This window comes from Mycobacterium sp. E740 (assembly GCF_001672895.1).
In the GTDB taxonomy this organism is placed as follows: Bacteria; Actinomycetota; Actinomycetes; order Mycobacteriales; family Mycobacteriaceae; genus Mycobacterium.
In genome coordinates this window covers 1-14740 of record NZ_LZKP01000221.1, presented here as the reverse complement: position 1 = coordinate 14740, position 14740 = coordinate 1, and the positions used below count along the sequence as shown (strand labels likewise).

Annotated in this window: 12 protein-coding genes, 1 pseudogene and 1 riboswitch; of the genes and pseudogenes, 5 read left to right on the top strand and 8 right to left on the bottom strand. The window is 67.6% G+C overall.

Annotation, left to right across the window (positions count from 1 at the left end):
* The first annotated feature begins 102 nt into the window (after window positions 1-102).
* Together trpS and yhjD are read left to right on the top strand one after the other, a co-directional pair.
* Window positions 103-1128 (top strand): tryptophan--tRNA ligase, encoded by a 1026-nt coding sequence (gene trpS / locus A5663_RS21310; RefSeq protein WP_068153719.1) that lies wholly within the window; start codon window positions 103-105, stop codon window positions 1126-1128.
* 18 nt (window positions 1129-1146) lie between these two features.
* Window positions 1147-2184 carry an inner membrane protein YhjD gene (yhjD, locus tag A5663_RS21305; protein WP_068153718.1) on the top strand — a complete coding sequence of 346 codons (1038 nt, stop codon included), beginning with the start codon at window positions 1147-1149 and terminating at the stop codon, window positions 2182-2184.
* Here yhjD and A5663_RS21300 read toward each other — a convergent pair.
* The gene (locus A5663_RS21300) at window positions 2181-2495 is read right to left on the bottom strand and encodes a multidrug efflux SMR transporter (protein WP_068153717.1); all 315 of its coding nucleotides are present in this window, start codon (window positions 2493-2495) and stop codon (window positions 2181-2183) included. The two genes, yhjD and A5663_RS21300, sit on opposite strands and share 4 nt — an antisense overlap.
* A gap of 12 nt (window positions 2496-2507) precedes the next feature.
* Window positions 2508-2571: riboswitch (guanidine-III (ykkC-III) riboswitch) on the bottom strand.
* Window positions 2572-2632: 61 nt separating this feature from the next.
* Here A5663_RS21300 and A5663_RS21295 point away from each other — a divergent pair.
* Window positions 2633-3562 carry a nitronate monooxygenase family protein gene (locus A5663_RS21295; RefSeq protein ID WP_197503524.1) on the top strand — a complete coding sequence of 310 codons (930 nt, stop codon included), beginning with the start codon at window positions 2633-2635 and terminating at the stop codon, window positions 3560-3562.
* On the opposite strand, the gene A5663_RS21290 is transcribed toward A5663_RS21295, so the two are convergent.
* From A5663_RS21290 to A5663_RS21275, 4 genes are all read right to left on the bottom strand, one after another.
* On the bottom strand, window positions 3559-4782 hold the full coding sequence (locus A5663_RS21290; RefSeq protein WP_068153715.1) for a D-alanyl-D-alanine carboxypeptidase family protein: 1224 nt from the start codon (window positions 4780-4782) through the stop codon (window positions 3559-3561). The two genes, A5663_RS21295 and A5663_RS21290, sit on opposite strands and share 4 nt — an antisense overlap.
* A 171-nt stretch (window positions 4783-4953) precedes the next feature.
* The gene (locus tag A5663_RS21285) at window positions 4954-5961 is read right to left on the bottom strand and encodes an SMP-30/gluconolactonase/LRE family protein (protein WP_068153714.1); all 1008 of its coding nucleotides are present in this window, start codon (window positions 5959-5961) and stop codon (window positions 4954-4956) included.
* A 23-nt stretch (window positions 5962-5984) separates the two neighbouring features.
* Complete coding sequence (locus A5663_RS21280) at window positions 5985-7370, bottom strand: aspartate aminotransferase family protein (RefSeq protein WP_068153713.1); 1386 nt, start codon at window positions 7368-7370, stop codon at window positions 5985-5987.
* Between the two features lie 14 nt (window positions 7371-7384).
* Window positions 7385-7714, bottom strand: coding sequence for an Lrp/AsnC family transcriptional regulator (locus A5663_RS21275; RefSeq protein ID WP_068153712.1), 330 nt, complete (start codon window positions 7712-7714; stop codon window positions 7385-7387).
* 143 nt (window positions 7715-7857) lie between these two features.
* Here A5663_RS21275 and A5663_RS21270 point away from each other — a divergent pair, with 143 nt between their 5' ends.
* The gene (locus A5663_RS21270; protein WP_068153711.1) at window positions 7858-8802 is read left to right on the top strand and encodes a sigma-70 family RNA polymerase sigma factor; all 945 of its coding nucleotides are present in this window, start codon (window positions 7858-7860) and stop codon (window positions 8800-8802) included.
* On the opposite strand, the pseudogene A5663_RS21265 reads toward A5663_RS21270, so the two are convergent.
* Window positions 8732-9361: pseudogene (locus A5663_RS21265) on the bottom strand (carboxymuconolactone decarboxylase family protein); the annotation flags it as partial. The gene A5663_RS21270 and the pseudogene A5663_RS21265 sit on opposite strands and share 71 nt — an antisense overlap.
* A 185-nt stretch (window positions 9362-9546) precedes the next feature.
* Here A5663_RS21265 and A5663_RS21260 point away from each other — a divergent pair.
* Window positions 9547-12651, top strand: coding sequence for an adenylate/guanylate cyclase domain-containing protein (locus A5663_RS21260; protein WP_231976863.1), 3105 nt, complete (start codon window positions 9547-9549; stop codon window positions 12649-12651).
* Here the strand turns inward: A5663_RS21260 and A5663_RS21255 are convergent.
* Window positions 12648-13439, bottom strand: coding sequence for a succinate dehydrogenase iron-sulfur subunit (locus A5663_RS21255; protein ID WP_068153708.1), 792 nt, complete (start codon window positions 13437-13439; stop codon window positions 12648-12650). The two genes, A5663_RS21260 and A5663_RS21255, sit on opposite strands and share 4 nt — an antisense overlap.
* The coding region (locus A5663_RS21250) for an FAD-binding protein (RefSeq protein ID WP_068153707.1) at window positions 13439-14740 on the bottom strand (1302 nt) is incomplete at its 5' end. The genes A5663_RS21255 and A5663_RS21250, both read right to left, overlap by 1 nt.

Sequence of the window (14740 nt, the reverse complement as noted above, 5' to 3'; positions counted from 1 at the left end):
GTGTGTCGGTACGGTCTGCCGCTGTGCCCTCGCCGGGACCGCCGGATACCCGGATTCACCGTGCCGAAGCCGTGCGCGGTGATGTGAAAAGATCGGCTCATCATGAGCACTGACCGCGGCGGCGCCCGCAAGATCGTCTTCTCCGGCGTGCAGCCCACTTCCGACTCCCTTCACCTCGGCAATGCGCTGGGAGCGATCACACAGTGGGTCGGCCTGCAGGACGACTTCGACGCGTTCTTCTGCGTGGTGGACCTGCACGCGATCACGATCGCCCAGGACCCCGCACAGCTGCGACGGCGCACCCTGGCGACCGCCGCCCAGTACCTGGCACTGGGCATCGACCCGGCCCGCAGCACGATCTTCGTGCAGAGCCATGTCCCCGCGCACGCCGAATTGTCCTGGGTGCTGGGCTGTTTCACCGGTTTCGGGCAGGCCTCGCGGATGACGCAGTTCAAGGACAAGTCGCAGAAGGAAGGCAACGAGGCCACCACCGTCGGCCTGTTCACCTACCCGGTGCTGATGGCCGCCGACGTGCTGCTCTACGACACCGACCTGGTGCCGGTCGGGGAGGACCAGCGCCAGCACCTGGAGTTGGCGCGCGATGTCGCGCAACGGTTCAACTCACGCTTCCCCGACACGTTCGTCATCCCCGAACCGATGATCCCGAAGGTGACCGCCAAGATCTACGACCTACAGGACCCGACGTCGAAGATGAGCAAGTCCGCGGCCACCGACGCCGGGCTCATCAGCCTGCTCGACGATCCCAAGAAGTCGGCCAAGAAGATCCGCTCCGCGGTCACCGACAGCGAGCGCGAAGTGCGATACGACGTCGACGCCAAGCCCGGCGTGTCCAATCTGCTGACCATCCAGTCGGCGGTCACGGGCACCGACATCGACAAGCTCGTCGAGGGTTACGCCGGACGCGGATACGGCGACCTGAAGTCGGACACGGCCGAAGCCGTCGTCGAGTTCCTCAACCCGATCAAGGCCAGAGTCGACGAACTGCTCAGCGACCCCGCAGAACTGGAGTCGGTGTTGGCCGCAGGCGCCGAGCGCGCCCGCGAGGTGTCGGCCACGACGCTCGAACGGGTCTACGACCGCCTGGGCTTTCTTCCGCGCCGCGGCTGACGCGTTGGGAAGGCTGGCATGACGGTCCCGAGCGAGCAGGAGAACAAACCCGGGTTCGTCGACAGGTTCCGCGCGCGGTATCGCTGGTTCGACCATGTCATGCGCGCACAGGAGCGGTACAACGACAGCACGGGTGACTTCTACGCGGCCGGCATCACCTACTTCACGATCTTCGCGCTGTTTCCGCTGCTGATGGTCGGATTCGCCGTCGCCGGTTTCGTGCTGGCGAGCCAGCCCGACCTGCTCGCCGAGATCCAGGATCGGATCAGAGAGTCGGTCAAGGGCGCCTCCGCCACACAGCTGGTCGAGTTGATGGACTCGGCGATCGAATCCCGCACCTCGGTCGGCGTGATCGGGCTGGCGGCCGCGGCGTGGGCCGGGGTGGGGTGGATGGCCAATCTGCGCGAGGCGCTCAGCCAGATGTGGGGCCAGCTGCGCCACGACACCCGGGGCTTCGTGCGCACCAAGCTGTCGGACCTGACGGCGATGGTCGGACTGTTCGTCGCGGTCGCGCTGACCGTCGCGCTGACCGCGGTGAGCAGTTCCGGGCTGGCTCGTAAAGCAGTGGAATGGGTTGGGCTCGAACATGTTCCGGGCATGAGCATCCTGCTGCGGGTGGTCTCGCTGCTGGCGTCGATGGCGATCAGCTGGCTGCTCTTCACCTGGATCATCGCGCGACTGCCCCGCGAATCGCTCAGCTTCCACTCCGCGATCCGGGCGGGCGCACTGGCGGCGGTGGCGTTCGAGGTCTTCAAGCAGGTCGCGTCGATCTATCTGCGGTCGGTGGTGACCGGTCCGGCCGGGGCGACATTCGGTCCGGTGCTGGGCTTGATGGTGTTCGCCTACATCACCGCGCGGCTGATCCTGTTTGCGACGGCATGGGCGGCCACGGCGCCGGAGAACCTGGCGGCTGCACCCGTCGAACCGCCCGGCACCGCGCGGATCATGCCCCGCGTGCAGGTTCGCGAAGGACTTCCGCTGCGTGCGGCGCTGGCCGCCGCTGCGGTGGGAGCGCTTGGCGCGCTGGGGATCTCACGCTGGACCCGCGGTCGCTAGCTGACCAGTTTCAGCCCCACGATGCAGCCGACCAGGCCGACGATCAACAACACCTTGAGCGTCGAGGCGCTCTCGGCCCCGGTCAGCATCGCGAACGCCACGGTCAGCGCCGCGCCGATGCCGACCCACACCGCATAGCTGGTGCCGGGCGGCAGACTGCGCATCGCCACTCCGAGCCCCACCATCGAAAGCACCAGTGCCACGAGGAACACCGCCGATGGACCCAGCCGGGTGAAGCCTTCGGTCTTGCCGAGCGCGGAAGCCCACACCGCTTCGAGCACACCCGATACGACGAGAATCAGCCAAGCCATCACACATCTCCGTCGACGCCGTCTTGTCGCTGGCCGGGTACGGCGCCCCTCGTCCGGTGTCACCTGCTGACTTTCCCGACGCTAGCAAACCGGTAACGTCGCGTCCCGTGCCGCTGTCAACGCCGTGGTCGCGCCGGATGGGCCTCCAGGCGCCGATCGTGAACGCCCCAATGGGTGGTGCGGCAGGCGGCGCTTTGGCTGCGGCCGTGTCCCGCGCGGGCGGCCTCGGCATGGTCGGGATGGGCAGTTCGGCGACTGCGGCGGGGTTGGCCGCCGAACTGCCGCACGTGTCCGCGCTCAGCCACCCGTTCGGCATCGGCCTCGTGCACTGGGTGATGGCGGCGCAGCCTGAACTGCTGGAGGTCGCGCTGGCGGCGAAACCCGCACTGCTGTCAGTGAGTTTCGGCGACGACTGGTCCTGGGTGCGCCGCGCGCACGACGCCGGTGTGCCGGTGGCCGCGCAGGTGGCCGACGTGACCGGTGCCCGGCGGGCGGCGGACGCCGGGGTGGACGTGGTGGTGGCGCGCGGGGCCGAAGGCGGTGGGCACGGCGAGGCGCGCGTCGGCACCCTGCCGTTGCTTGCCGAGGTGCTCGACGAGGTGACGGTGCCGGTGCTCGCCGCAGGAGGGATCGCCTCGGGCCGCGGGCTGGCCGCTGTACTGGCGGCCGGTGCTGCCGGGGCCTGGCTCGGGACGGTTTTCGCCACGTGCACGGAAGCGACGACGTCAGCGGCGGCGCGCGACGTGCTGCTTGCGGCGTCCAGCGACGAGACGGTGACGACGCGGGTGTTCGACGTGGCTCACCGATATGCCTGGCCCACAACGATTCCCGAACGTGTCGTGCGCAACGACTTCGTCGACCGGTTCGACGGTCGGGAAGACCTGGTCGACGCCGACGCCCGGGCGTTGCTCGAGCAGGCCTGCGCGGCCGAGGACTATCGGGTCGTACCCGTCAACGCCGGACAGGGCGTCGGGATGGTCCGTGACTCACAGCCCGCGGCCGCGGTGATCGACCAACTCTGCACGGAAGCCGAACAGCTGCTGCGGCGGTGGGGCCAGCCGGACTAGTGCTGTGGCCGCCGGTTCAGTGACCGGGCGCCCATGATCAACATGAACACGATCACGGTGCCCACGACCGCGACGCCCACCCGCACCGGCATCGCGTCCGCGCTCGACAACATCGGCGCCGCTTTGGCAGCCGGGTTGGCGCCGTCGGCGCCCGGCTTGGGATCGAGCAGCGACGGGTCGGGTTCCATCAACGTGCCCACGCTCGTCCCGGGCGGCGTCGCGAAGCCGTAGTCGAGCAGGTGGGCCGCCTGTTCCCACGGCGCGATCGGCTGACGGGTGCCCTTCAAAAGCACGGCGACGAGACGGCGGCCGTTGCGCTCGGCGCCGCCGACGAACGTCTGACCGGCGTCGTCGGTGTAGCCGGTCTTGCCGCCCAGCGCGCCGGGATAGTTGAGCAGCAGCTTGTTGTCGTTCTCGATCGGATAGCCGACATCGCCGCGGCCGGGGAAGTCGAACGACCGGGTCGACACGATGTCGGCGAACACCGGGTTGCGCCAGGCGTAGCGGTAGAACAGCGCGAGGTCGTAGGCGGAGGTGCTCATGCCGGGGCCGTCGAGACCCGACGGCGTCGCCACCCTGGTGTCGAGGCCGCCCAGCTTGTGGGCGAGGTCGTTGAGCTTGCGCAGCGTGGCGTCCCAGCCGCCGAGTTGCCGGGCCAGTGCATAGGCCGCGTCGTTGCCCGAGTACATCAGCAGGCCGTGCAGCAGGTCGTTGATCGAGTAGTGGCCGTTCTCCCCGACGCCTACCTTCGTGCCTTCTTGCGCGGCGTCGTCCGCGGTGCCGGCGATGACCCGGTGGATCGGCAGCTCGCGAAGCGCCTGCGTCGCGACCAGCACCTTGATGACGCTGGCGGGCCGGTGCCTGGCGTGCGGGTCCTTGGCGGCGATCACGTCGCCGCTGTCCAGGTCGGCGACCACCCACGCCTCGGCGGAGACGTCGTCGGGCAGCGGCGGTGTCCCGGGCGCGGTGACGACGCCGCAACTGGCCAACGCGTCGCCGCCCAACGGGGTTGCCGGCACGGGCACCGGGGCCGGGGGCGCGTCACCCGGTTTGGGTACCTCGGAAGCGTCGACCGCGGGTGGGGTCGTCTCGCGGTACGGGCAGGCGCTCGGCTCGGGCGCCGCCGGTGGTTGAGCAATTGCCACGGCCGGCCCGGTCGCCACGAACAAGACCGCTGCCAGCATCGCCGCCCGCCGCAAGGAGCCTTGGAACTTCGCCATCGAGACCGAAGAGTAGGCGGCGGGCGGCGCGATTCGGCGGAGGCGCGCTGTGACTCCTGTGGCTTACGTTGCCGATGTGACTCGCCTTCTCGCGCCGAGTGCACGCTCCTTGTCCGCTTTGACGCGATTTCCGTACACCAGGCGTGCACTCGGCGTCGGGCGCGCAGTGCGTCAGGGGAGCGCGCAGTGCGCGACGGCGGGGAAGCCGATGCAGCCCATCCACAGCCGATCCCCGGCTTCGGCCAGGCCGGTCACCATGCCGAAGTGCGGGTGCTCGGTCCGCACACCTGCCACGACGTCGCCGGTGTCGGGATCGAAGGCGACCGCCCACACCTCGGGCTTGATCTGTGGTTGGAGCTTGTCGGGCAGCTTCCACAGCAGCTTGCGCAGAGCCGGCCAGCGCGGTGCGAGCCATTCGGCGGCGCCGTTGAGTGGGGAGACCATCGCGCACCAGATGCGGCCGTCCGCACCGGTCGACAGGTTGTCGGGATGCCCGGGCAGGTTCTCGCGAAGCGGTGTGACGGTTCCCGCGCGCTCGCCGGTGAGCCAGAACTTCGACAGTCGACGGCTCATCGTCTCGGCGAACACCAATGCCGACCCGTCCGCGGTGGGCGTCACGCCGTTGGCGAAGTACAGACCCGCTGCGGCGGTGAGCACGGTGCCGTCGGCATCCCGGCGGAACAGGCTGCCGCGCGGCCGGGCCTCCATGACCGCGCCCTTGAAATGGGCGTAGCTGAATGCGCTCGTCGACTCGGTGAAATAGATTGTGCCGTCCGGTGATTGGGTGACATTCGAGCAGAACATCAGCCGCCGGTCGTCGACCTCCGAGACGAGGGTCTCCAGCGCGCCGGTGGACGGGTCGACCGACAGGAGCCCACCGGGACTGGTGCACACCAGGATTCGGCCGTCCTGCGCGACATGCATGCCCAGCGGCCGGCCCGCGGTCGTGGCGGCGACGACCGGATCCCCGCCGCCGGGTGCGATGCGCACGATGCGGCCGTCGTCGACTCCCGTCCAGATGGCACCGTCCGCGTCGACGACGACGTCCTCGGGCGCGTTGCCCGGCACCGGGACGATGGTCAGCTCGGCCGACGGCAGGTCGGGTAGCGGATCGACACCCGGCGGCTGCCAGCGGACAGGATCGATCGGCGGCTTCTTCGACGCAGGCGCAGCGCTCACAAAGCCGACGCTACGCCTGCACCTCAGAGCAGTCGGCCGGCTTCGTCGAGCACGCCGCGCATGATGTCGTACATCGCGTCGAACTCCGCCTGCCCGCTGATCAGCGGCGGCGCCAGCTGCACTACTGGGTCGCCGCGGTCGTCGGCGCGGCAGTACAGGCCGGCCTCGAAAAGCGCGGGGGTGAGGAACCCGCGCAGCAGCCGCTCGCACTCCTCGTCGTCGAGGGTCTCCTTGGTGGCTTTGTCCTTCACCAGTTCGATGGCGTAGAAGTAACCTTCGCCGCGGACGTCGCCGACAATCGGCAGGTCGGACAGCTGCTCGAGCGTCGCCCGCAGTCTCGGGGCGTTCTCCTTGACGTGATCGTTGAGGCCCTCGCGCTCGAAGATGTCCAGGTTGGCCAGCGCCACCGCCGCCGACACCGGATGCCCGCCGAACGTATAGCCGTGCGCGAACGTGGTCTTACCGTCGTCGAACGGCTCGAACAGCCTGTCGCTGGCGATCATCGCGCCGAGGGGCGAGTACCCCGAAGTCAGTCCCTTGGCGCAGGTGATGATGTCGGGCACGTAACCGAAGTCGTCGCAGGCGAACATCGAGCCGATCCGGCCGAACGCGCAGATCACCTCGTCGGAGACCAGCAGCACGTCGTACTCGTCGCAGATCTCCCGGACTCGCTCGAAATACCCTGGGGGAGGCGGGATACAACCGCCCGCGTTCTGCACCGGTTCGAGGAACACCGCGGCGACGGTGTCGGGACCCTCGAACTCGATGGCCTCGGCGATGCGGTCGGCGCAATACTGGCCGAACGCCTTCTCATCGGTCTGGTACGGCGCCGGTGCGCGGTAGAAGTTCGTGTTGGGCACCCGGAAGCCGCCTGGGGTCAGCGGCTCGAACTGTTGCTTGAACAGGGGAAGCCCGGTGATCGCGAGTGCACCCTGCGGGGTGCCGTGGTAGGCGATCGACCGCGAAACCACCTTGTGCTTACCGGGTTTGCCCGTGAGTTTGAAATAGTTCTTCGCGAGCTTCCACGCAGTTTCGACCGCCTCCCCGCCGCCGGTGGTGAAGAACACCCGGTTCAGATCGCCCGGCGCGTAACCGGCCACCCGCTCGGCCAATTCGATCGCGGGGGGCGTGGCATAGGACCAGATCGGGAAGTACGCCAACTGCTCGGCCTGCTTGGCCGCGACCTCGGCCAGCTCCTGGCGGCCGTGGCCGACCTGGACGACGAAGAGTCCGGACAGGCCGTCGATGTAGCTCTTGCCGTTGCTGTCCCAGATCGTGACGCCTTCGCCTCGCGTGATGACCGGCGGGGCGATGCCGGCACCGTGCCGGGCGAAGTGGCCCCACAGATGCCGGCGTGCTTTCGCATCGAGCTCGGCCGAAAGCCCTTGCGCTGTATCGGTTGTAGTCACCGGGTACCCCAATATTATTGCTGCTTGACAAGTTTCAGGTAGACGAGCGTCTCGGTGGCTGAGACGCCCGGCAATGCGCGGATCTGGGTGTTGAGCAGGTCCAGCAGATCGTCATCGCCCGCGCAGACGACATCGACGATCGCATCGAACGAGCCCGCGGTCGGCACCACGTAGTCGACAGACTCGATGGCGGCCATGCGCTGCACCCGCTGGCGCACGGCGGCCTCCGAAAGGCCGACCGCCTTACCGATTCCCGCGTACGAGCGGCGACCGTCCTGCTGGAGCTTTTCGATGATCTGCTTCGAAAGGTCGTCGAGCTGGATTGCCGCGCCCGGGGAAGGCATACCACCGATTCTGCACGGAATCCGTTGCGGCGGGCAACCGCAGCCATCAAAACGCTCGTCTCGGTGCAACAACCCCGCAGGCTTACGTGGTTCGGCCCGTTTCAACCCGGAGCCGTTGATCGACGCCGAACTAAACTGTCGTCATGACCGCCAGCACGCGGGTCGACGAGTTCGAGGAACTACGGCCGCATCTGCTGTCCGTCGCCTACCGGCTGACGGGCACGGTGGCCGACGCCGAGGACATCGTGCAGGACGCGTGGCTGCGGTGGGACCGCAACGGCACAGCTGTCGAGGATCTGCGCGCCTGGCTCACCACCGTCGTCAGCAGGCTGGCGCTGGACCGGTTGCGGTCGGCGGCGCATCGCCGGGAGGCGTACTACGGACAGTGGCTGCCGGAACCGGTGGTGACGGCGCTCGACGGCGATGACCCGCTGGCCGTGGTGGTGGCCGGCGAGGACGCCCGGTTCGCCGCGATGGTGGTGCTGGAATCGCTGACGCCCGACCAGCGCGTCGCGTTCGTGCTGCACGACGGGTTCGGTGTGCCGTTCGCCGAGATCGCCGACGCGCTCGGCGTCAGCGCTGCCTCGGCGCGGCAGCTGGCGTCGCGCGCGCGACGAGCGGCCGCGTCGGCGCCACCGCCGGTGCCCGACGACGTGCACAACGAGGTGGCCGGCGCGCTGATGGCGGCGTTGGCTTCCGGCGACATGGAAGCCGTTGTGCGCCTTCTGCATCCGCATGTCACGTTCACCGGCGACTCGAACCGGCGGGCGCCGACCGCGGCGCAGGTGATTCACGGACCGGACAAGGTGGCCCGGTTCCTGTTCGGCCTCGCCCGCCGCTACGGGCCCAACTGGCTGGCCGGGGCGCAGCTGGCTCTGATCAACGGGCAGGTCGGCAGCTACACCGAAGGCGCCCCGGCGACCGACGGCTATCCCGAGCTGATGGCCCGGGTCACGGCGATGACGGTGCGCGACGGGAAGATCGGCGCGATCTGGGACATCGCCAACCCGGACAAGTTCACCGGTTCGCCGCTGTGTCGTTCGAACCCTGGCCAGCCCACGGCACCCGGCATGCGTCGCCGGAGTTGAAGCCCTGTTCGGTGATGCCCAACGCCGAGTACATCCGCGCCCGCATGTTCTCCACGCCGATCTGGTAGGTCAGCTCCATGACGCCGTCGTCGCCGAACCGTTGCCGCAGATCGTCGACTTGTTCGTCGGTGATGGCGTGCGGGTCCGTCGTCATCGCATCGGCGTAGGCGATAGCGGCGCGTTCGTCGTCGGAGAACAGCGGCGACGTCGCGTAGTCGTCGATGTGCTTGAGCCGGTCGACGTCGAGACCGTCGAGGCGTTGCAGCATCGAGCCGAAGTCGACGCACCACGAGCAACCGACGGTGCGGGCGGTCCAGAAGACCGCGATCTCACGAACGTTCTTCGGCAACCTTTTGGACCCGGACTGCAACAGTGCCTCGTGCACTGCATTGGCGACCAGGAGTCGCGGATGGTGCGCTGCGACTGCGAACGGCTCGGGCACCTCGCCGAACTTCCGCTTGGCGAAGCGGTACATGAAGCGGGTGAGCAACGAGGCTCGTTGTGGCGGCAGCGGTTCGATGCGGGTTTTCTGCGCGTTTTCGGTCATACCCGTTGGACGAGACAGCTGTCCGATGTGTGACAGCCGATTGTCCGACATGCAGTCCGCGCTGGTGACACCATATTGACGTGGACGACGGCGGGGGCCGTGGCGGGACAGGGACCGCCGCTGATCTTCGCTGTCCGGCGTGCGAAAGCCCCTTGGGGGCGGCAGCGAAGTTTTGCAGTGAATGTGGCACCGCGGTCGTGCAATCCGTCCGATACGCCGAATACAAGCACGTGACGGTTTTGTTCGCCGACGTCGTGCGTTCGATGGACATTGCCGCGGCGGTCGGTGCGGAGCGACTGCGGGAGATCATGACCGACCTCGTCGAGGGCTGTGCCGCAGTGATCCGCCGTTATGACGGCACGGTGGACAAGTTCACCGGTGACGGGCTGATGGCGGTTTTCGGCGCGCCGATGGCCTTGGAGGATCACGCCGCGTGCGCTTGTCTGGCGGCTCTGGGATTACAGGATGAGGTTGAGCGCCTCGCGGTCGACGTCGCAACACGCGACGGCGTCGAGCTTCGGCTTCGAGTCGGACTCAACTCCGGTCGGGTCATCACCGGCGAGATGGGTTCGGGCGCTTTCGGTTACACCGCTATCGGCGAGCAGGTCGGCATCGCCCAGCGGATGGAGGCGGTCGCTCCGCCGGGCGCGGTGATGCTCAGCGCGTCGACGGCGCGACTGGTGGACGACTCGGCGATCCTCGGTGAGCCGGAGCGGGTACGAATCAAGGGAGCCGATGAACCGGTGGTGGCGCGCCGATTGATCAGCATCGGGAAAGTGCACCGCTCGGACCGGCGCGACGACTCACCGTTGATTGGTAGACGGTGGGAGCTGTCCGCCGTCGAGGGTTTGCTAGAGGGTGCGATCGACGGCCACGGCGCGGTGGTCGGGTTGGTCGGGCCGCCGGGAATCGGCAAGAGTCGGCTCGTTCGTGAAGTCGCGACGATGGCCGGTCAGCACGGCGTCGAGGTGGTACGGGCCTTCTGTGAGTCGCATACCCAACAGGTGCCGTTCCACGTGCTGGCCGCGTTCCTCCGCGCGGCAACGGGCGTCGAGCACCTTGACCCCGTGACGGCTCGTGCCCGAATTCGCGCCGGTCTCGCCAATGTCGATACCGAGGACGTGTTGCTGTTCGAAGACCTGTTGGGCATCGGCGAGCCCGACGCCGCGTCGGCGACGATCACCCCGGACGCCCGGCGGCGCCGGCTGACCGCTCTGGTCAACACCTACTCGCTGGCCCGGCGGAGCCCTGCGGTGCATGTCGTCGAGGATGCACACTGGATCGACGAGGTCAGCGAGTCGATGCTGGCGGACTTCATGACGGTGGTCTCGCAGACGCACCTGCTGGTGTTGATCACGTATCGCCCTGAGTATCACGGAGTTTTGAGCCGCGTGCGGGGCGGCCACACCATCGCTCTGGCGCCGCTTCGTGACGCCGAGACCCGCGCGCTCGTCGCCGGTTTGTTGGGACCGGCCGACTCGGTCGGGAGGCTGCGAGCGTCCATTTGTGAACGGGCGGCGGGTAATCCGTTCTTCGCCGAGGAGATCGTGCGCGAACTCGCCGAGCGCGGTGTACTGGACGGCGAACCGGCAAGGTACCGGACGGTGTCAGACGGTGCCGAGGTGACCGTGCCCGCGACTCTCCAGACGACGATCGCGGCGCGCATCGACCGGCTCGATCCGAAAGCCAAGCGCACGCTCAGCGCCGCGGCGGTCGTCGGCTCGCAGTTCGGTGTCGACCTGTTGAGCGACCTGGGGGTAGAACCCGTCGTAGAGGATCTGCTCGCCGGGCAGCTCATCGAGCAGATCAGGTTCGGTCGCAGACCCGAATTCGTCTTTCGCAATCCGCTGATCCGCACCGTGGCGCTCGAGTCGCAGTTGCAATCGGAACGAGCCGAACTACATCGGCGGTTGGCGGTCGCCATCGAAGAGCACGGGCAAGCGGATGAGAATGCGGCATTGATCGCCGAACACCTCGAGGCCGCCGGAGATCTGATGGGGGCGTACGACTGGCATCTGCGAGCGGCCACCTGGTCGGTGCAGCGCGACATTCGCGGCGCGCGTGCGGGTTGGGAGCGCGCCGCAAATGCCGCCGACGCGATGCCGGCCGGGGACCCGAGACGCACGGCATTACGAATCGTTCCGAAGACAATGCTGTGCATGTCGACGTGGCGAGTCGGCGGGACCCTGGCCGACACCGGCTTCGAAGAACTCAGGGAGTTGTGTGAGGGTTCCGGCGACTACGTCTCGCTGGCGATCGGGATGTACGGCCAGATCGCATTGCTGAGTTTCCAACATCGTCACCGGGAAGCGTCCGCGCTGGCGTCCGAGCAGTTCGAAATGCTCCAGAGGATCGAGGGTGGTGCGGTTCCCGCGCTCGGGTACGTCCACGCGGGAGTGATGGCGAAGATGCTCGCGGGCGAAGCACAAGAAGCGCGCCGCACCGCACAGTGGGCGGGCGGGCTGCTCGAAGGCTACGCAGGCGCCGAGATGAGCAGTGAGCAGGTCGGCACAGCGCTCGCGATGACGCTTACTTGGGGAGCCGTCGCGGACTGCGCCGTCGGCGGTTCCGCTTGGCTGCAGAGTGCGCAACGGAGCGTCGCCCTGGAACGTGGACTTCATCCGGACGGCACAGTTCTGGTCTTCTTGATCGGCATCGGATATGGCTTCGGCATGCACCTGAAGGCGCTGGCCCCCGATGACCGTGCCGTTGCCGAGACGGCAGAAGCGGTTCGGCAGGGACAAGCGATGGGAGACGACCTAGCCCTCGCAACTGCTTGCCTCGCCCGGGGTTTGGTGCTGAGTCACAGAAGTACTGAGGCCGAGCGGAAACTCGGATTGGAGACCCTTCACCAGGCGCGCGACCTGTACGAGGAGCGGTCGATTTTCGCTCCTGCCGTCATCGCGAGAATTCGCATCGCCGAGATCGCCGCCGCTTCCGGTGACCTCGACGGTGCCATCGAGGACCTGCGATCAATCCTCGACACCCTCGTCCGAAGCGATGAGAAGCTCTTGCGCGCGGAAGCCACCGCCGTACTGGTGGAGTCGCTGCTTCAGCGCGGCGGCGCCGACGATATCGGCGAGGCGGCCGCAGAGATCGACCGGTTGGCAGCAGTGCCCATCGAACCCGGCTTCGTGATCAAGGAGATCCAGCTGTTGCGGATGCGCGCAAGGCTCGCGAAGGCTGAGGGAGACGAAGCCGGCCACCGCGACTTCGTCGAGCGCTACCGCGCGATGGCGGCAACCCTCGGGTTCGTGGGACACATCGAGGTGGCCGACATGATGCGTCGTCCCAGCTGTTAACGCGCGAACATCAGCGCGCGCTTGACCTCCTGGATGGCTTGCGTGACCTGGATGCCGCGGGGACAGGACTCGGTGCAGTTGAACGTGGTGCGGCACCGCCACACGCCGTCGACCTCGTTGAGGATGTCGAGGCGCTCGGCGGCGGCCTCGTCGCGGCTGTCGAAGATGAACCGGTGCGCGTTGACGATCGCGGCGGGCCCGAAGTACGAGCCCTCGCTCCAGTAGATCGGGCAACTGGTCGTGCAGCACGCGCACAGGATGCACTTGGTGGTGTCGTCGTAGCGGGCGCGATCGGTCTGGCTCTGGATGCGCTCGCGGGTCGGCGGATTGCCGCTGGTGATCAGGTAGGGCTTGACCGCGCGGTAGGCGTCGAAGAACGGCTCCATGTCGACCACGAGGTCCTTCTCGACGGGCAGCCCGCGGATCGGCTCGATGGTGATGGTGAGCTGCTTGCTCGCATTCTTCGGCAGCATGTCGCGCATCAGCACCTTGCACGCCAGCCGGTTCACGCCGTTGATCCGCATCGCGTCCGAACCGCACACACCGTGTGCGCACGACCGCCGGAACGTCAGCGTGCCGTCGAGGTACCACTTCACGTAGTGCAGCAGGTTCAGCAGCCGGTCGGTGGGCAGGCAGGGCACCCGAAAGCTCTGCCAGCCACCCGAATCAGCGTGGGCATCCGGGTCTTCGGGGTTGAACCGGGCGATCTTCAGCGTCACCATCACCGCGCCTTCGGGCACCGGCGGGGTGGTGGCTTCGCCCTTGTGGACGTCAGGAGCGATTGTCATCAGTACTTCCGTTCCATCGGCTCATACCTGGTCTGCACCACCGGCTTGTAGTCCAGCCGGATGTCGCTCAGAAGGTCCGAGCCCTCTTTGTACGCCATCGTGTGGCGCATGTAGTTGGTGTCGTCGCGGTTCGGATAGTCCTCGCGGGCGTGGCCGCCGCGCGACTCCTTGCGGTTGAGCGCTCCGACGACGGTGACCTCGGCGAGCTCGAGCAGGAAGCCGAGCTCGATCGCCTCGAGCAAATCGCTGTTGTAGCGTTTACCCTTGTCGTGCACCGTGATTCGGGCGTACCGCTCCTTGAGGGCGTGAATGTCGGTCAGCGCCTGCTTGAGCGTCTCCTCGGTGCGGAACACCGCGGCGTTGTTGTCCATCGACTGCTGCAGCGCAGTGCGGATGTCGGCGACGCGTTCGTTGCCGTGCTCGCTCAGGATGTCGCCGACCCACTCGACCACCATGCCCGCCGGGTTCTGCGGCAGCGCCACGAAGTCGTGCCCGAGTGCGTAGTTCGCCGCGGCGATGCCGGCGCGACGGCCGAACACGTTGATGTCCAGTAGCGAGTTGGTGCCCAGCCGGTTCGCGCCGTGCACGGACACGCACGCGCACTCACCCGCGGCGTACAGCCCCGGGATGATCGTCGTGTTGTCGCGCAGCACTTGACCATTCACCGTCGTCGGGATGCCGCCCATCACGTAGTGGCACGTCGGGTACACCGGCACCAACTCCTTGACCGGGTCGACGCCCAGGTAGGTGCGGGCGAACTCGGTGATGTCGGGCAGCTTCGCCTCGAGCACATCCTCGCCGAGGTGGCGCACGTCGATGTAGACGTAGTCCTTGTTCGGGCCGGCGCCGCGCCCCTCGAGCACCTCGAGCACCATCGAGCGCGCGACGATGTCGCGCGGGGCCAGGTCGACGATCGTCGGCGCATAGCGCTCCATGAAGCGCTCACCCTCGCCGTTCAGCAGTCGGCCGCCCTCACCGCGCACCGCCTCCGAGATGAGAATGCCCAGGCCAGCCAGGCCTGTCGGGTGGAACTGGTGAAACTCCATGTCCTCCAACGGAAGTCCCTTGCGGAACACGATGCCCAGACCGTCGCCGGTCAGCGTGTGCGCATTCGAGGTGGTCTTGTACATCCGGCCCGACCCGCCGGTGGCGAACACGATCGCCTTGGCGTGGAAGACGTGGATGTCACCGGTCGCCAACTCGTAGGCGATGACGCCGGTGGCCACGGGGCCGGACTGCGTCTCGGTGATCGCGATGTCCAGCGCGTAGAACTCGTTGAAGAACTCGACGTCGTGCTTGAC